The organism is Actinomadura rugatobispora, from assembly GCF_042656285.1.
GTDB classification, from domain to species: Bacteria; Actinomycetota; Actinomycetes; order Streptosporangiales; family Streptosporangiaceae; genus Spirillospora; species Spirillospora rugatobispora.
This window is the reverse complement of record NZ_JBHSON010000130.1, coordinates 1-16,736: the sequence shown is the minus strand read 5'-3', so window position 1 is coordinate 16,736 and position 16,736 is coordinate 1. Positions and strand designations below refer to the sequence as shown.

Genomic DNA, 16,736 nt, shown 5'->3' with positions numbered 1-16,736 from the left:
TTTCCCGGTCGGAGGCTTTGTTTCGCGCCGCCCGCGCGCTGCCGGAAGCGGCGCGGAACGCACGGCGGAACCGAAGCGGAAAATGCAGAGCGAGCACAATACGTCGAGCCGTCCCCATCCCCTTTCCCGAGCCTTCCCCCCGGGTCGGCGAAGGGCATGCGCGAGTGTTGCCGCGCATGCCCGTACGGACCCCGCCGGTGCCCGGGGCCACCACTTTCCACCGCCGGCGAGAGCCGTTCTCGACCATGTCTCTACTCAGGAGTAGCGGAGGGACAGTCAACCAGCGGCCTCGCGCGGCCCGCAATCCCCCCACATGTAGAACTTGGCCCCGGGAATCGCTCACGTCTGTGACAAAGGATCGGCGCGCCCCGGCACCGCCGGACCCACCCGTCGCGCGGGAAGTGACAAGGATCGGCGGCCCTTTTCGGCCATCCTGATTACGCGTAGTGAGCGATCGGGTCCTCGCGCGGTGTCATTCCCCCGCGTCAGAGGGCCGGGTACTCGTGGACGACGACCGCCGCGGCCCCCACCGACGGGTGGCGCTGCAGCACGGCCTCGATCTCGCCGAGCTCCATCCGCACCCCGAAGATCTTCACCTGCCGGTCGACGCGTCCCAGGTACTGCAGGACGGGCCGGTCCGCGCCGCCCGCGCCGGGCGGCAGCAGCCGCACCGCGTCGCCGGTCCGGTAGAGGCGCCCGGCCGCGGCGCCGTCGAAGGGGTCCTTGTAGAAGGCGTCGCGGGTGCGCTCGGGATCGCCCAGGTAGCCGCGCCCGACGCAGGCGCCGCCGACGAACAGCTCGCCCGTCTCGCCGACGTCGCAGGCGGCCCAGCCGCCGTCGTCCCCGCCGTCTTCGAGGCGGCGCAGCACGTACAGCCGCGCGCCGGCGATGGGCGTCCCGATGGGAAGGCGGAGCAGGTCCAGGTCGGGGGCGGTGACGGTGTGGTGGGTGACGTCGTCGGAGCACTCGGTGGGGCCGTAGGCGTTCAGCAGCCCGGCGCCCGGCATCGCCTCCAGCCAGCGGCGGGCCAGCTCGGCGGGCAGTTCCTCCCCGGTGGCGATCATCCAGCGCAGCCCGTCCAGCGCGGAGCCGCCGGCCAGGTCGTCCAGCAGGTGCCTGACCATGGTCGGGACGAGCTCGACGACCGTGATGCCCTGCTCCGCCACGGCGCGCGCGAGGGCCACCGGGTCGTGCCCGACCTCGTCGCCGACCACGTCCACCCGGCCGCCCACCAGCAGCGGGCACAGCATCTGCCAGACCGAGATGTCGAAGCCCAGCGGGGCGGTCTGCGCCACCACGTCCGCGCCGGTCAGCCCCAGGTCGATGATCTTTGCGCGGAGGTGGTTGAGCATCCCCCGGTGCTCGACGACGGCGCCCTTGGGACGGCCGGTGGAACCCGAGGTGAACAGTACGTACCGGGGCTGGTCCGGCGACTCCAGCCGGGCCGGGCCCCGCCACGGCTCGCACGCCGCCGCCTCCCCCGCCCGGACGACCGCGCAGCCCGCCGCGGCGGCGCCCTCCAGCAGCGCGGGCGCGGGCTCGCCCTCGTCCACGACCAGCAGGAACGGCGCGCCCGCCTGCGCGAGCACGTCCCGGACCCGGGCCGCCGGCCAGGTCGCGTCGGCGGGCACGTACAGCGCGCCGACCAGCTCGATCGCCAGGAACGCCGCCACCACGGTCGCGCACCGGCCGCCGCCCACGCCGACGACCACCCCGGGCCCGGCCCCGGCCCGCTCCAGCAGCGCGGCCAGGCGGCGCGCCTCGGCGGCCAGCCCGCCGTAGGTGAGGGTGCGGGCGGCGTCGGCGACGGCGGGACGGTCGCGCCCGGCGGCGATCCGCTCGACCACCGCGATCACGGGATCGTCCAGGCCAGCGGCCTGGTCGCGGGTCATGCCGAGCCGGGCGGCCAGCTCCGCCGCCCGCCGCGCCTGCGCCGCGCCGATCTCCACCTCGGGCAGGTCCGCGTGGTCAAGGAGCCGGGTGGACACGGGTTCGCGAGCGTCCATCATTACTCTCCGTAAGATCGAACTTCTCCACCGTCATCGAGAAAACGGGGCCGCCCGAGCGGGTCGGCATAGCTTATGTCCGGCCCCTCGGGAAGGGCACCGGATTCCCCGTATTCAACGCTCCCGGGCAGTTATGCGGGGTTGCGGGTACAGATCCCCGAAGGTACGGTGAGGCTCCGCCACGGTTCGGTCAGAACCCTGCGGAGAATCATCGGGGGAAGCGGGGAATGGCGAGAAAACTCCACGGCCCCAAAAAATTGTCATTCATCCCGAGGGTGGCAGCGTGCCCATCATCACCGCGCCGCACGAATTCAACGTCGATGACCTCTACGTGGACCTGCGGCAGGTCCTCGGACATCCGATCTACCTCAAGTGCGAGGGCTTCAATTTCGCCGGCTCGGTCAAGCTCAAGGCGGCCGCGGAGATGGTCGCCGCGGCCCGCCGGGACGGGCTGCTGCCCCCCGGCTCCACCATCGTCGAGTCGTCCTCGGGCAATCTCGGCATCGCGCTGAGCGTCATCGCCGCCGCACAGGGTCACCGCTTCCTGTGCGTCACCGACCCGCGCTGCAACCCGGCGTCGATGCGGCTGATGCGGGCGCTGGGCGCCGAGGTCAGGGTGGTGTCGACCCCGGACGCCGCGGGCGGGTTCCTGGAGAGCCGGATCCGCTACGTCCGCGACCTGTGCGCCTCCGACGACCGGTACGTGTGGCTCAACCAGTACGCCAACGACGCCAACTGGAAGGCGCACTACCACGGCACGGCCCCGGCGATCGACCGCCGCTTCCCCGGCCTGGAGGTGCTGTTCGTCGGCGCCGGCACCACCGGCACGCTGATGGGCTGCGCCCGCTACTTCCGCGAGCGCGACCGCCCGGTGACCATCGTGGCCGTGGACGCGGTCGGCTCGGTCACCTTCGGCGGCATCCCCGAGCGCCGCATGGTGCCGGGCCTGGGCACCAGCACCCGCCCGGAGCTGGTGGACGAGTCCTACATCGACGACGTGGTGCACGTGCCGGAGACCGACACGATCCGCACCGTGCACCGGCTGTCGGCGCGGGGCTTCCTGTTCGGCGGGTCCACCGGCACCGTGGTGTCGGGCGCGGTCCGCTGGCTGGAGGAGAAGTACCCCGGCGAGCACCCGGTGACCGTGGCCGTCGCCCCCGATCTCGGCGAGCGCTACCTCGACTCGATCTACGAGGAGAGCTGGCTGCGCGCCAACTTCGCCCCGATCGTGCCCGAGCTGAACCTGCCGGGCACCGACGTCCAGGAGATAGAGATCCGATGACCGAGCCGACGACGCGGCCGCCCTCCTTCGCCGTCATCTCCGGTGAGCAGGTGCACGAGGCGATCGGGGGCCGCGAGGTGCAGGTCACCCGCATGGTGGAGGCCGCCTACCGGCTGCACGGCGAGGGCGCCACCGTCAACCCCGACTCCTACTTCCTGCGCTTCCCCGACCGGCCGTCCTCGCGGATCATCGCGCTGCCGGCCTCGGTCGGCGGCCCGGTGGGCGTGCACGGCATCAAGTGGATCTCCAGCTTCCCGGAGAACGTGGCCGACGGGCTGCCGCGCGCGTCCGCGGTGCTGATCCTGAACGACGCCGAGACCGGCTACCCGTTCGCGTGCCTGGAGTCGTCCATCATCAGCGCGGCGCGGACGGCCGCGTCCGCCGCGCTCGCCGCGACCGTGCTCACCGGACGCCGCGAGCTGCGCGCCGGGTTCTTCGGCGTCGGGCTGATCGCCCGCTACCTGCACACCTACCTGGCCGCGAACGGCTTCTCCTTCTCCGCGCTCGGCGTGCACGACCTGGACCCCGGCCACGCGGCGGGCTTCAAGGGCTACCTGGAGCGGACCGAGACCGCCCCGGTCACGATCCACGACAAGCCCGAGGACCTGATCCGCTCCAGCGACCTGGTCGTCTTCGCCACGGTGGCGGGCGAGCCGCACGTCGCCGACCCGGACTGGTTCTCCCACCACCCGCTGGTGCTGCACATCTCGCTGCGCGACCTGGCGCCGGAGATCATCCTCTCCTCGTACAACATCGTCGACGACGTCGACCACTGCCTGAAGGCCGGCACCTCCCCCCACCTGGCCGAGCAGCGGACGGGGAACCGCGACTTCGTCGACGGCACCCTCCACGACGTCCTGACCGGCGCGGCCGCGCCGCCCGCGGACCGGACCGTGGTGTTCTCGCCGTTCGGCCTGGGCGTCCTCGACCTGGCGGTGGCCCGCTACGTCTACGACCGGGTGGAGTCCTCGGGCGGCCTGCGGACGGTGCCGGGGTTCTTCCACGAGCTCAAACGCTACGGCTGATCTCCGCCAGAGCGGGCATGCCGCCCTTATGGATGAGAAACGCGGCGACGTCCAGGAGATGAGCGACTTCGAGCTGGTGGTGTACGAGACGGTCGCGGAGATCGACAAGGAGGGCGGGGCCGCCGACATCGGCACGCTCACCGAGCTGATCGAGCGCCCGGAGGAGGAGATCTGGGCGGCCCTGAGCCACCTGGTCTCCGCCAACCACGTCCGGTCCACCTCCGATGGGTTCGTCCTGGGCTCCCACGACTGGGCCCCCTGACCGCGCGGGGTGCCGGGCTGGCCGCCCGGCACCCTGCTGGGGCACAATAATCTAACTAACATCTGTTTGATTTAAGGTGGGCGCATGGAGCTGCAGGTCACGCCGGAGCAGGAGGAGCTGCGGGCGGCCCTGCGGCGGTTCTTCGCCGACCGGTCGCCGTCGGCCGAGGTGCGGCGGCTGATGGAGACCCCCGCGGGGTACGACCCCGCCGTCTGGGAGCTGATGGCGGGGCAGCTCGGCCTCCAGTCGCTGGCGATCCCCGAGGAGTACGGCGGCGCGGGCTTCGGCGTCCGCGAGATCGCGGTGGTGATGGAGGAGATGGGCCGCGCGCTGGTGTGCGCGCCGTACCTCTCCAGCGCCGTGCTCGCCGCCGCGACCCTGCTGGCCTGCGACGACGAGGACGCCAAGCGCGACCTGCTCCCCGGAATCGCCGACGGCACCACGCTGGCCGCCCTCGCCTGGATGGAGAGCGAAGACTGGGACCCCGCCGCCGTGACCATGGAGGCCCGGCACACGCCCCAGGGCTGGATTCTGGACGGCGCCAAGTCCTACGTCCTCGACGGCCACATCGCCGGCCTCGTCCTGGTCGCCGCCCGCGCCGGAGACCGGCTCGCGCTCTTCGCCGTGGACGGCACCACGCTGGCCCGGACCCCGCTGACCACACTCGACCAGACCCGCCGCCTGGCCCGCCTCTCCTTCACCGCAACGCCCGCCCGCCTCCTCACCACCGACGCCGGGCCCGTCCTGAGCCGGGCCCTGGACATCGCGGCGGTCGCCCTGGCGGCCGAGCAGCTCGGCGGCGCCGAACGCACCCTCGAGATGACCGTGGAATACGCCAAGGTGCGGCATCAGTTCGGCCGTCCCATCGGCGGCTTCCAGGCGGTCAAGCACCGGTGCGCCGACATGTTCGTCCAGGTCGAGTCGGCGCGGTCGACGGTGCTGAACGCCGCCGAGGCCGCCGACGAGCGCCCCACCGAGCTGCCCGCCGCCGCCGCGCTGGCCAAGGCGTACTGCTCCGACGCCTACTTCCACGTCGCGGCCGAGACCATCCAGCTTCACGGCGGCATCGGCTTCACCTGGGAGCACGACGCCCACCTCTACTTCAAGCGCGCCAAGTCGTCCCAGGAGCTCCTCGGGCCCCCGGCGCTGCACCGCGGACGGCTGGCCGGACTGGTCGGCATCTGATCGACAATGGTCCGATGCGGACCTCACTTGCGAGACTGGCGAGCGGCAGCATGTTCGGGCTGGCGTACGGCGACGCCCTGGGCGCCCCCACCGAATTCCTCGACATGCGCCGCATCCGGGACCGGTACGGCGCCGCGGGCCCCCGCGAGCTGACCGGCACCCCCGCCCTCGTCACCGACGACACCCAGATGGGCATCGCGGTCGCGCTCGGACTGCTGGACGCCCTGGAGAACCCCCCGTTCACCCCCGACCTGATCACGCCGATGTGGCGGCGCCGGTTCATCGACTGGCTGATCAGCCCCGACAACACCCGCGCCCCCGGCGGCACCTCCATCCGCGCCTGCCGCGGCCTCCAGGACGGCCGCCACTGGCTGGACGCCACCCAGCACAACTCCAAGGGATGCGGCGCCAACATGCGCGCCACCCCCCTCGGCCTGCCGCGCGGCCTCACCGACGAGACCCGCGCCGGCGCCGCGCAACTCCAGGCCGCCCTGACGCACGGCCACCCCACCGGACTCGCCGCCAGCGAACTGACCGCCTTCACCGTGTGGTGGCTGCGCGAAGGCATGGCCCCCGCCGACCTGCCCGCCGCGCTCCGCGACCGCGCCAACGCCCAGCGGCTCACCTACCACGAGCGCTGGCTGTCCGACCTGTGGTCCCGCTGGGGCGTCAAGACCCCCGAGGACTTCATCTCCTACGGCTGGGACGAATGCCTCGGCGTCCTCGACCGCCTGGACGCCGCACTGGCCCGCCCCGACCGCGACGCCGACCCGTGCGAGGCCACCGGCGGCGGCTGGATCGCCGAAGAGGCCTTCGGCACCGGCCTCCTGTGCTTCCTGCTCTTCCCCGACGACCCCGTCTCGGCCATCTCCCGCGGCGCCGCCAGCTCCGGCGACTCCGACTCGATCGCCTGCCTGGCCGGCGCCTTCGCCGGAGCCCGCCTCGGCATGGACGCCTGGCCCGCCGCATGGGCGACCCGCATCGAGTACGCCGACACCCTCGCCAGAATCGGCCGCGCCTGGGACTAGGAGGCCGACCAGCCGGTCCAGTGATCGATCACGATCGCGATGACCGGGCCCTCCGGGGGGCGCCCCCGGTACTGCTCGTAGCGCTCCGCCAGCAGCGCGACCGGTTCCGCCATCTGGGCGGGATCGTCCAGGACGCGGGCGTGACCGTCCACCCGCACCCACCACAGCCGCTCCCAGTCGTCCTCGTAGTGGTCGGCCAGCAGTGACACCCGGGGGTTGGCGCGGATGTTGGCGAGGCGCCTGAGGTCGCGGGTGCTCTTGGGCTTGTGGTCGACGGCCGTGTAGATCATGCCCCTGGCCACGGCGAACGTGACCACGACCAGGTGAGGACGGCCGTCCTCGCCGGCGGTCGCGAGCCGTACCACGGGAACGTCCGCCAACCGGCGCAACGCGTCATCGGGAGTGAGCCGGGCCACCCCAGCAGCCTGCCACGCCAGCGCTACTCGGGCGAGTGGTCGGGCGGAACCAGCCCGCGCTCCACGACCCGCTGCAGCTCCTCCTCCGTCAGCACCCGAGGCTCACCGATCATCCGCGCCCGCACGTAGACACCGCACAACCACTCCAGGAGCCGGGCGTTCTCGTACGCCTCCTCCAGATCCCGCCCCAGCGTGACCCCGCCATGGTTGGCCATGAGGGCCGCGTGCATCCGCCCCCACCTGCCGCCCTCCAGCGCGGCCCGCACGTTGGCGGCCAGCTCCGCCGTCCCGTACGTGGCGTACTCGGCCACCTTCACCACCCCGCCCAGCGCCAGCGAGTTGTAGTGGATCGGCGGCAGTTCCTCCATGGTGGTCGCCACCACGGCCCCGTACGTGGAATGCGTGTGCACGATCGCGGCGGCACCGGACACCTCGTAGATCGCCAGATGCATCGGCGTCTCCGACGACGGGTCCCGCTCCCCCTCGATCAGCTTGCCGTCCAGATCAAGGACCGGGCAGTCCTCCGGCTCCATCCGGTCCAGCATCATCCCGCCCGGCGTCACCGCCACCAGATCACCGGCCCGGACGCTGATGTTCCCGCTGGCCCCGCTCACCAGCCCGCTCTCGGCCATCCGCCGCCCGACCGAACACAACGCGATCCGCGCATCCCGCATCAACATGGACCGAAAATACGACATGCCCCTCGACGCGACCGCGCCGCCGCATCGAGGGGCATGTCCAACAAAGTAGACGCTCGCGGCGTCTAGCCGGTTTCATCCTCGTTACGAGCTACGTACCAGATCTTCCGGGCGCCGGACGCCCAGGACCGCCTCGGCGGCGCTCACGAGCTGGGCCAGCCGGAAGACCTCGGTGCGGTGGAACGGCGGGGCGCCCGTGCGGGCGACCACCAGGACCTGTGTCGCACCGGAGGCGGTGGCGATCGGGCAGAGGGCGAACTGCGTGCCGTCCTGCGCGGTGAACGCGCGCGCCCGTACCGGCTCCAGCGGCGGAAGCTCCATTCCGGCCAGCCCGCCCAGGCTGGCGTGCACGAGCGCGGCGCCCTCCGGGGCGATCTCGGCCAGTCCCGCCCAGTCGGCGCTGAGCAGGGCGGGGACGGCGTCGGCCAGCGTGACCGCGCCGCGTTCCGGCACGGCCGCGAGCTGCCCGATCAGGGCGGCGTCGGGGAACGCGCCCTGCGGCTCGGCGGTCGGCCAGATTCCCACGATGTCGACGCCGGGGATGGAGGCCAGCCCGTCGCAGAGCCGGTCGATCCCCGCGCCGGCCGGCCAGGCGACCGTGAAGTCGTCCAGGGCGCGGCCGTTGTCGCGCTCCAGCACCGCCATCTGGGCCACGTCCGCTCCGGCCGCGCCCAGAATGCGCGCGACCTTGCCGAGGGAGCCGGGCCGGTCCGGCAGCCTCACACGAATCCGCAGCAACATGGGCACCTCCTGTCGTCCAACGGTGCGTTCCACGATGCGGCACCGTCGTTTCCTTCGTGTTACCCCGGCATGTCGGCGTTAAGAAACCCGGACGGATCCGGATCGGACGGACCGGAAACGGGCCGGAGGGGGCCGGAAGTGTGACCGGAACGGAAAGGTCGAGGGTCTACCCTCGTCAGGTGCGGCCCATTAGGGTAACTGCACGTGTCGAGCGCCCGGGATCGCCTAGTCAGTGAGGGGTCCGTCCCCTCCGCAGCGGCACCGCCCCCTGCACCGGCCGAGGACGAGGGCGCCGCCGCGCCCTCTACCGTCGCCGAGGCCGCCGCCAAGCCGGCGCCGCCTCCCGCGCCCCCCGAGCCGGACCCCGATCCCGACGGGCCCGACCCCGTCCGCGACGAGATCATCGAGGCGATCGCCGCGCTGTCGGAGCGGCTGGAGCGCGAGCACGAGCGCGCCGCGCACCGCGAGGCGATCATCGACCGGCTGCACGAGGAGAACCAGGTCCTGCGCCGCGGCGAGCTGCAGTCGGCCTTCGAGCCGGTCCGGGCGGCCCTCTACCGGCTGCACGACATGGCCCGGCGCGAGGCCGCCCGCTGGGCCGCGCCCGAGCCCCCCGGCCCCGCGCACGCCGCCGCGCTGTTCACGGCGGTGGCCGACGAGGTGGCCGACGCCCTGGCCCGCACCGGGGCCGACCGGTTCACCGTGGAGCCCGGCGCGCCCTACGACCCGGTGCGGCACCGTCCCGTGGCGGCCGAGCAGGTCGCCGACCCGGCCGCCGCGGGCACCGTGCTCGCGGTCCGGTCGGACGGCTTCGAACGCGACGGGCGCGTCGTGCGCAAGGCCGAGGTGACCGTGGGCACGGCCGCCGAGGCGGACGGCGCCGGCGGGCCGTTCCTCTCGTCCGGGTCAAGTGGCCTGCGCGAGAACGGCCGAGGCGAGACCATGAGACCCGGGCCGTGCGCCTGAGACCCCGCTGAGCCCAAGATCAGGCGATCGGGAGGTGACTCCCCGCCGCCACCGACATCTGGAAGGGAGCGAGCGCGAGCACCGCCGCGGCCGAGCGCCGGGGCGACGCGCGACTCTGATGGCCGTCTACGGGATCGACCTGGGAACCACGTACTCGTGCATCGCCTCCATCGACGAAGTGGGGCGGCCCACGGTCCTGCGCAACCTGGAGGGCACCGACACCACTCCGTCGGTGGTCTATTTCGAGAGCGGCGACAACGTGGTCGTCGGCGCCACCGCCAAGGACACCGCCGTGCTGGCGCCCGACCAGGTGGTGAGCCTGATCAAGCGGGACATGGGCCGGGACGTGACGCGGCGGATCGGCGGGTTCGACTACACGCCCGAGGAGCTGTCGGCGTTCATCCTGCTGAAGCTGGCGACCGACGCGCGCACCACCGACGGGGAGGAGGCCCGGGACGTGGTGGTGACGGTGCCGGCCTACTTCGGCGCGGCCGAGCGCGACGCCACCCGCAAGGCGGGCCGGATCGCCGGGCTGAACGTGATCGACATCGTGTCCGAGCCGATCGCCGCCGCGATCACCTACGGGGTGCTGAACCCCGAGGGCGACCGCACCATCCTGGTGTACGACCTGGGCGGCGGCACGTTCGACACCACCGTGATCTCGCTGCGCGGCGGGCACATCGAGGTGGTGTGCACCGACGGCGACCACGAGCTGGGCGGCGCCGACTGGGACGCCCGGCTGGTGGAGTACCTGGCGGAGCGGTTCCGCTCCGAGCACCAGGACGCGAGCGACCCGCTGGACGACAAGCAGACCGAGCAGCAGCTGCGCCGCGACGCCGAGGACGCCAAGAAGGCCCTCACCACCCGTACGGCGCACACGGTCCGGGTGATGCACGACGGCCGGGTGTCGGCGGTCGAGGTGACCCGGGAGCGGCTGGAGGAGCTGACCCGCGACCTCCTCGACCGCACCATCGAGATCACCGGCCGGACGCTGGCCACGGCCGCCGACAAGGGCGTGGAGGACTACGACGACCTGGTGCTGGTGGGCGGGTCGACGAAGATGCCGGTGGTGATGGCGCGGCTGGAGACCGAGCTGGGGCTGAAGCCGCGGCTGCAGGATCCGGACCTGGCGGTGGCCAAGGGCGCGGCGCTGTACGCGTTCGAGGAGACCTACCGGCGGCTGCTGGCGGCCGGCGACCAGGACCGGGCCGAGGAGATGGCGGGGCGCGCGGGGCTGTCGGCCGACCAGCAGCGGCAGATCGCGGCCCGGCAGATCCGGACGGTGGCCTCGCACGCGTTCGGGATCGTGGTGGTCGACCGCGAGTCGGGCGCCGAGCACGTCGCGCATCTGGTGCACGCCAACGACGAGCTGCCCGCGGCCCGTACCGAGGACTTCTTCACCGTCTACGACGACCAGACCTCGGCCGACATCCGGGTGATGGAGCAGGCGGGCAGCGTGGAGTCGGCGGAGCTGATCGACAACACCGAGATCGCGACCGGCGACATCCGGGTCCCGCCGGGCAAGCAGGCGGGCTGGCCGATCGGGGTGACCTTCGAGCTCGACTCCTCGGGCCTGCTCAACGTCACCGCCGTGGAGAAGGAGACCGGGGAGCGGCTGGAGTTGAAGGTCGACGTGGGCGGCATGTCGGAGGAGGAGGTCGAGAAGTCCCGCCGCGCCCTCTCCAAGGTCCAGGTCACCTGATCTCCCCCGCCCCATGAGCCGCCGAGCGGAGGCGAGGCCATGAGCCGCGAGCGGCCGCGCGGCGGCTGGACCGAGGAGCGCAGGGAGCGAGGGACGAGCGACCGGAGCGACGAGGGAAGCCGCCGCGAAAGAACGGCCGCGAGCCGCCGAGCGGAGGCGAGGCCATGAGCATGGACGATGCCGTTTACCAGCGGGAGGTGCTGGAGCCCGCGCGGGCGGCGGGGGATCAGCCGCCGGAGGATCTGCGGGTGCGGTACGCGCTGCCCGATCCGCTGACGGCGCCGGCGGTGGCGGCGCGCGTCAAGGAGGTGCGGCAGTGCTGGCGGCGGGCGCGGGGGCAGCTGAAGTACCGGAAGCTGATCGACCGGCTAGAGGCCGAGCACCGGGAGCTGGCGCCGCTGTTCGCGGCGGCGGAGCGGGGTGATCTGCGGCCGCTGGCCGAGCGGCTGGCGGGCGGCCGGGAGCGGACCCGGGAGCGGCGGGCGCAGGCGCGGGCGCGGCTGGCGGACGCGGCGGGGATGCTGCGGACGGTGGCCCCGGCGGAGGTGGAGGGGATCGCGCGGACCTCCGGGGTGGCGCGGGCGGAGCTGGAGTCGCTGGCGGCGGCCGACCGGATCGAGGTGCGGGAGCCGGACCGGCTGCCGGCGGCGGCCCCGTACGCGGCGTACCGGAAGGTGCGGGAGTCGCTGGACGTGCTGGGCCGGCGGCATCTGGCGGACTTCGTGTTCGGGGGGCGGCTGCGGGGTCCGATGCGGGTGCTGCAGGGGTTCGCGGCGCCGGGTCCGGGCGGGCGGCCGCTGCGGCTGGACGCGGAGGCGGTGGCGGCGACGGCGGCGGAGTGGGCGCGGCGCAGCCGCGACACCAGCACCACGCACGCGGACACGGTGCTGGCGGCGCTGCGGTCGGGCGCGGATCTGGCCGAGCTGGTGCGGTACGACGTGGTCGACCGGTTGCGGGAGCGGTTGCGGCAGCGGGCGTCGGAGCGGGCGCTGCTGCGGCACGCGCTGGAGGATCTGGGCGTCGACCGCGACGACGCGCACCGGCTGGTGTTCGCGGTGCTGCGGGAGACGGGTCCGGGGGGCGACGGGGGGCTGTCGGGGCGGTTGCGGGCGCTGCTGGACGCGGGCGAGGTGTACGCGGCGGCGGAGCTGGCGGAGGCGGCGCGGGTGCCGGTGCCGCCGGCCGGGGCGCCGCGGGCGGGCGGTGAGCCGGAGGAGGCGCAGGTGCTGGCGGCGGAGGCGCGGCACCGGGTGGACACCGCGGTGCGGTTGCGCGAGCACGCGGTGGCGGCGGACGATCCGGACCGGGCGTGGCTGCTGCTGGCGGACGCGTTGCGGCTGGTGCGCGATCTGCCGGGGGCGCGGGAGCACCAGCGGCGGCTGCCGCCGAAGCCGGTGCCGGGGCTGCGCGCCGACATCGACGGGACGGGCGCCGCGGGCGCGGTGGTGCGGTTGTCGTGGGAGCCGTCGCCGTCCACGGCGGGCGAGGTGGCCTACCGGGTGGTGCGGTGCCGGGATCGTCCGCCGCGGGGCGCCGGGGACGGCGAGCCGGTGGAGGGCGGGCGCGATGACCGGCCGCCGGTGAACGTCCCGCTGTACTACGGGGTGGTCGCGGTGCGGGGCGAGGCGGCGGCGGCGCCGGCGGTCGCAGGGCCGGTGGTGGTGCGGCCGGAGCCGGGCGAGGTGGAGATCGTCCCGGGCGACGGGGTGGTGACGGGCCGGTGGCGGTGCCCGGCGGAGGCGGTGCGGGTGGTGGTGGCCCGGGAGGGGCGGCCAGTGCCCGCGGGCCGTGAGGGTTTCGAGGAGCGGGTCCCCAACGGGGCCGCGCACCGCTACCGCGTCTCGGCCGTCTATCTCGACGGCGACGACCGGGAGGTGGTCACGCCCGGGGTGCGGGTGACGGTGACGCCGAGCGCGCCGCCGGAGCCGGTGTACGAGCTGTCCGCCGAGCCGGAGCCGTCCGATCCGGGGCTGCTGCGGGTGCGGTTCGAGCGGCCCCGGCACGGGGAGCCGGAGCTGGTGATGCTGGACCGGTCGCCGCCGTGGCCGCGCAGCGCGCTGGTGCCGGTGGAGGACGTGCGGGCGGCGAGCCGGCGGCTGGCGGGCGTCCCGGCGACCGGGGGTCTGACGGTGCGGCCGGGCGGGTCGGGCTGGCTGCTGGCGGTGACGGTGGCCGAGGGCAGGGCGGCGGTCGGCGCGTACCACCGGCACGTGCATCTGCCGCCGCCGCGCCGCCTGGTCACCGAGCGCCGCGGCCGGTACGTGCACGTGGGGTTCGACTGGCCGGCCGAGGTGGCCGAGGTGGAGCTGGTGTGGCGGGGCGGGCCGGGCGGTGCCGCCGGGGCGGCGGGGCGGGAGGTCGTCAGCCGCGCCGCGTACGGGACCCGGAGCGGGATCCGGGTGGAGGTGCCCGAGGAGCTGCCGGTGGAGGTGTCGGTGGCGGCGGCCGGGACGGTCGGCGGCGCGCTGGTGACGGGGCCGCCGGTCACGGCGCGGGTGGATCCGCGCGTCCTGGTCCACTACGACCTGGAGCGCGGCGGGTCGCGGCGGCGGCGCTCTCTGACGATCAGGCTGGCGTGCGCGCGTCCGCTGCGGATCCGGCGGCTGCTGCTGGTGCGGCGGGACGGGCCGGTGATGCCGAACCGGGCGTCGGACGGCGAGGTGGTCGCCGAGTGGGAGGGGGTGCCGGTGCCGGGCGAGCTGTCGGTGGCGCTGCCGAGGGACGGTGCGGCCGGGGACTGTTGGCTGCGGTGCTTCGCCGAGGATGATGTCATCGAACTGCGCGACCCGCCGGTTCGCCGTCTCCAGGTCTCGAGGTGAGGCTGCCGTGTCGTTGGCGTCTCGGGTGCCGCTCCCCGGCGCGCGTGCCCGGCAGGGGCTGACCTGCCCGTATTGCTTCGCGGTGGTGGCGCCGCAGCGGATCCCGTACCGGTGCCGGGGGCGGGCGGGCCGCCGCCAGGGGTGCGAGCCGGTGCTGGACGAGCCGCTGGCCGAGTATCTGGGGTCGACGGCGGGGGCGTCGCTGCCGCCGGTGTTCGCGGCGCCGGGCCGGCGGGGCGCCGCCGCGGGACGGGCGGACTGCCCCGACTGCGGGCAGGCCACCGGGAACCGGGTCTGCCCGGAGTGCCACAACCCGCTGCCGCCCGCGTACGTGGACTCGCCGGGGCGGATCGTGGCGCTGGTCGGCGCCAAGAACGCGGGCAAGAGCACCTACATCGCGGTGCTGCTGCACGAGCTGATGAACCGGATCGGGACGGAGCTGGACGCCTCGCTGGTGGCCTGCGACGACCGGACGATCGAGCGGTACAAGCGCGACTTCGCCCGGCCGCTGCTGGAGGAGCGGCGGCTGCTGCCGACCACGGCCAGCGCGGCGACCGGTCCGCGCGAGCCGCTGGTCTACCTGCTGACCCGGACCCGCCGCGCGCGCTCGGGGCCCCGGCTGGCGCCGGGCCGGCTCGCGGCCGGGCGGCCGCGCACCGACTCGCTGGCGCTGGTGCTGTTCGACACCGCGGGCGAGGATCTGCGCAGCCGCGAGGTGCGCGATCTGCACCTGCGCTACCTGGAGGCGGCGGACGCGATCATCTTCCTGGTCGATCCGCTGGAGCTGCCCGGTGCCCGGTCGGCGCTGGTGGACGCGGCGCCGCACCCGCCGGCGCCGGGCGACGACCCCGACAGCGAGCCGATCAACATCATCGCCCGGGTCACCGAGGCGCTGCGGCAGCGGCACGGGGCCCGTCCGGGCGAGCGGCTGCCGGTGCCGGTCGCGGTGGCGCTGACCAAGATCGACGTGTTGCGGCCGGGGCTGACCCGGCAGTCGGCGCTGCACCGCTCGCGGGACGGCGCGGGCGTCCTGGACCTCGACGACCGGGAGGCGGTGGACGCGCAGGTGCGGTCGCTGCTGCACGAGTGGCAGGCCGGGCAGCTGGACACCTACCTCGGCCAGCAGTACGACGAGCACGCGCTGTTCGGCATCTCGGCGCTGGGCGGCGTGCCCGAGGACGGCCGGGTGGGCGCGGGCGGCGTGCGGCCGTACCGGGCGGAGGATCCGCTGCTGTGGCTGCTGCACCGGTTCGGGATGCTGGACGGGGTCCGTCCCGGCGCGGGCGGCGGGCCGTCCGGCGCGCGGGGACGGTGAGGGCGGCATGGCCTGGCAGCTCCACTACACCTCGGCGCGGCGGGGTCCGACGGGCCGCGCCGGTTTCCAGTTCGTCGCCGAGACGCCGGGGCTGCCGGAGGGGACCCGGGCCGGGGTGACGCCGTACCTGTCGTACCGGCCGCCGCCGGGTGCGCCGCTGTCGCCCGACGACGCCGAGGTCGACCGGTTCCCGGTGGCGCTGCTGTACGACCGGGTGGCGGGGCGGCCGCTGCTGCTGCGCTGCCGGTACCTGGGCCGCGACTACAGCGGGCGGTACGGCAACTTCTTCGCGCACGCGGTCGTGGCCGAGGAGGAGGAGCTGGAGGGGCTGCGTCCCGCCGAGCTGTGGCACGCGCCGCTGTGGACGGACCGGCCGCTGGACGGCGGCGGCGCGGCGGGCGCCGTGCTGCCCGAGCTCGACGAGCTGTCCCCCGGCCCGGACTCCGATCCCGAGTCGCTCGCCCGCTGGCTGGCCGAGCAGGGCGGGCCCGGTGACGCGTACGCGCTGCTGGCCCGGCTGATGGACGCGGTGGCCGGGGTGCTGGCGCGGGGCCACGGCCGGGTCGTGCTGGTCGCCGAGGACGTGGAGCCGATCGCCCGGTGGATCGCGGTGGTGTCGTACTCGCTGCCGGTGGCGGCGGCGGCGCGGATGTCGTTCGTGACCTACAGCGCCGATCCCGACGGCGCGGCGCAGCGGCTCGTCGGCACCACGCCGGACGTGTGGGCGTCGGCGCAGCGGCACACCGAGCACGCCTTCCACGTCGGCGGCCGCGGGCTCCAGGGCGGGCCGCCGGTGAGCCGCTTCGCCCGTACGGTCGCGGCGTGCTGGCGCGACTTCGACTTCGCGGGCCTGGACGCGCTCGGCGAGCTGGGCGAGCTGGCGCCGCCGGGGGCGCGCGCCGCGCCCGAGGTGCTCGACCGGGCGGCGGCGCTGCTGTCGCTGTGCCGGGGCGACCGGACGGTGACGCCGGAGGAGGAGGCTGCGGTCGCGGACCTGCTCACCCGCAGCGGCGGGAACGTCCCGGGCTGGGTGTGGCGGGAGCTGGCGCAGGGCGCGCCGGCGATGGGGCTCGATCTCGCGCTCGCCGTCCACGGGCGGGCCCGCGGCGCCGGTCCCGCGCGGCCGGAGGGGACGTCCACGACCGGCGGGGCCGGTCCGCCCGCGGACGCCGGGCCGGGGCCCGCGGTCACGGCGGCGCTGGTGGAGGCGCCCGACCTGGGCGAGGTCGCGCGGATCGCGGCGGCGGCGTCCGATGCGGGCGTGGCGGTCGATCCGGGCGAGGCGCGGGCG

The 16,736-nt window shown here is 74.6% G+C and carries 14 protein-coding genes; 10 read left to right on the top strand and 4 right to left on the bottom strand.

From position 1 onward, the window contains the following. Nucleotides 1-485 precede the first annotated feature (485 nt). Entirely contained in the window at nucleotides 486-2,006 is a 1,521-nt protein-coding gene (locus ACFPZN_RS50790) for an amino acid adenylation domain-containing protein (RefSeq protein ID WP_378291534.1), read from the bottom strand. A gap of 283 nt (nucleotides 2,007-2,289) precedes the next feature. Between ACFPZN_RS50790 and sbnA the strand changes: the two genes are divergently transcribed. The 5 genes from sbnA (at nucleotide 2,290) to ACFPZN_RS50765 (ending at nucleotide 6,788) form a co-directional block, all read left to right on the top strand. Further along, a complete protein-coding gene (gene sbnA / locus ACFPZN_RS50785; RefSeq protein ID WP_378291532.1) occupies nucleotides 2,290-3,288 on the top strand; it encodes a 2,3-diaminopropionate biosynthesis protein SbnA in 999 nt (332 codons plus the stop codon). Next, the gene (sbnB, locus tag ACFPZN_RS50780) at nucleotides 3,285-4,313 is read left to right on the top strand and encodes a 2,3-diaminopropionate biosynthesis protein SbnB (protein WP_378291530.1); all 1,029 of its coding nucleotides are present in this window, start codon (nucleotides 3,285-3,287) and stop codon (nucleotides 4,311-4,313) included. The genes sbnA and sbnB overlap by 4 nt, the downstream gene beginning before the upstream one ends. A 28-nt stretch (nucleotides 4,314-4,341) precedes the next feature. Continuing rightward, a complete protein-coding gene (locus tag ACFPZN_RS50775; protein ID WP_378291528.1) occupies nucleotides 4,342-4,575 on the top strand; it encodes a hypothetical protein in 234 nt (77 codons plus the stop codon). An 84-nt stretch (nucleotides 4,576-4,659) separates the two neighbouring features. Next, nucleotides 4,660-5,760 (top strand): acyl-CoA dehydrogenase family protein, encoded by a 1,101-nt coding sequence (locus tag ACFPZN_RS50770; protein WP_378291526.1) that lies wholly within the window; start codon nucleotides 4,660-4,662, stop codon nucleotides 5,758-5,760. Between the two features lie 14 nt (nucleotides 5,761-5,774). Beyond that, nucleotides 5,775-6,788: an ADP-ribosylglycohydrolase family protein gene (locus ACFPZN_RS50765; RefSeq protein WP_378291524.1), complete on the top strand. Its 1,014-nt coding sequence runs from the start codon at nucleotides 5,775-5,777 to the stop codon at nucleotides 6,786-6,788. Here the strand turns inward: ACFPZN_RS50765 and ACFPZN_RS50760 are convergent. The 3 genes from ACFPZN_RS50760 to ACFPZN_RS50750 form a co-directional block, all read right to left on the bottom strand. Beyond that, nucleotides 6,785-7,204, bottom strand: coding sequence for a TIGR03668 family PPOX class F420-dependent oxidoreductase (locus ACFPZN_RS50760; RefSeq protein WP_378291522.1), 420 nt, complete (start codon nucleotides 7,202-7,204; stop codon nucleotides 6,785-6,787). The genes ACFPZN_RS50765 and ACFPZN_RS50760 overlap by 4 nt on opposite strands. Nucleotides 7,205-7,227: 23 nt before the next feature. After that, nucleotides 7,228-7,884, bottom strand: coding sequence for a class II aldolase/adducin family protein (locus tag ACFPZN_RS50755; RefSeq protein WP_378291520.1), 657 nt, complete (start codon nucleotides 7,882-7,884; stop codon nucleotides 7,228-7,230). Nucleotides 7,885-7,986: 102 nt separating this feature from the next. Continuing rightward, nucleotides 7,987-8,643: an ACT domain-containing protein gene (locus ACFPZN_RS50750; protein ID WP_378291518.1), complete on the bottom strand. Its 657-nt coding sequence runs from the start codon at nucleotides 8,641-8,643 to the stop codon at nucleotides 7,987-7,989. 204 nt (nucleotides 8,644-8,847) lie between these two features. Here ACFPZN_RS50750 and grpE point away from each other — a divergent pair, with 204 nt between their 5' ends. From grpE to ACFPZN_RS50725, 5 genes are all read left to right on the top strand, one after another. After that, on the top strand, nucleotides 8,848-9,609 hold the full coding sequence (grpE, locus tag ACFPZN_RS50745; RefSeq protein ID WP_378291516.1) for a nucleotide exchange factor GrpE: 762 nt from the start codon (nucleotides 8,848-8,850) through the stop codon (nucleotides 9,607-9,609). A 118-nt stretch (nucleotides 9,610-9,727) separates the two neighbouring features. Then, complete coding sequence (locus ACFPZN_RS50740; protein WP_378291514.1) at nucleotides 9,728-11,311, top strand: Hsp70 family protein; 1,584 nt, start codon at nucleotides 9,728-9,730, stop codon at nucleotides 11,309-11,311. 164 nt (nucleotides 11,312-11,475) lie between these two features. After that, nucleotides 11,476-14,130, top strand: a complete 2,655-nt coding sequence (locus ACFPZN_RS50735) for a hypothetical protein (protein WP_378291512.1) — start codon at nucleotides 11,476-11,478, stop codon at nucleotides 14,128-14,130. A 7-nt stretch (nucleotides 14,131-14,137) separates the two neighbouring features. Next, nucleotides 14,138-15,445, top strand: coding sequence for a hypothetical protein (locus ACFPZN_RS50730; RefSeq protein WP_378291510.1), 1,308 nt, complete (start codon nucleotides 14,138-14,140; stop codon nucleotides 15,443-15,445). Nucleotides 15,446-15,452: 7 nt separating this feature from the next. Continuing rightward, nucleotides 15,453-16,736: GAP1-N2 domain-containing protein (locus ACFPZN_RS50725; protein ID WP_465252312.1), on the top strand; the 1,284-nt coding region annotated here is incomplete at its 3' end.

Coding starts and splice junctions, on each gene's coding strand:
- ACFPZN_RS50790 (WP_378291534.1), bottom strand. CDS start 2,006: ATGGACGCTCGCGAACCCGTGTCCACCCGGCTCCTTGACCACGCGGAC.
- sbnB (WP_378291530.1), top strand. CDS start 3,285: ATGACCGAGCCGACGACGCGGCCGCCCTCCTTCGCCGTCATCTCCGGT.
- ACFPZN_RS50775 (WP_378291528.1), top strand. CDS start 4,342: ATGGATGAGAAACGCGGCGACGTCCAGGAGATGAGCGACTTCGAGCTG.
- ACFPZN_RS50770 (WP_378291526.1), top strand. CDS start 4,660: ATGGAGCTGCAGGTCACGCCGGAGCAGGAGGAGCTGCGGGCGGCCCTG.
- ACFPZN_RS50765 (WP_378291524.1), top strand. CDS start 5,775: ATGCGGACCTCACTTGCGAGACTGGCGAGCGGCAGCATGTTCGGGCTG.
- ACFPZN_RS50755 (WP_378291520.1), bottom strand. CDS start 7,884: ATGTTGATGCGGGATGCGCGGATCGCGTTGTGTTCGGTCGGGCGGCGG.
- ACFPZN_RS50750 (WP_378291518.1), bottom strand. CDS start 8,643: ATGTTGCTGCGGATTCGTGTGAGGCTGCCGGACCGGCCCGGCTCCCTC.
- ACFPZN_RS50740 (WP_378291514.1), top strand. CDS start 9,728: ATGGCCGTCTACGGGATCGACCTGGGAACCACGTACTCGTGCATCGCC.
- ACFPZN_RS50735 (WP_378291512.1), top strand. CDS start 11,476: ATGAGCATGGACGATGCCGTTTACCAGCGGGAGGTGCTGGAGCCCGCG.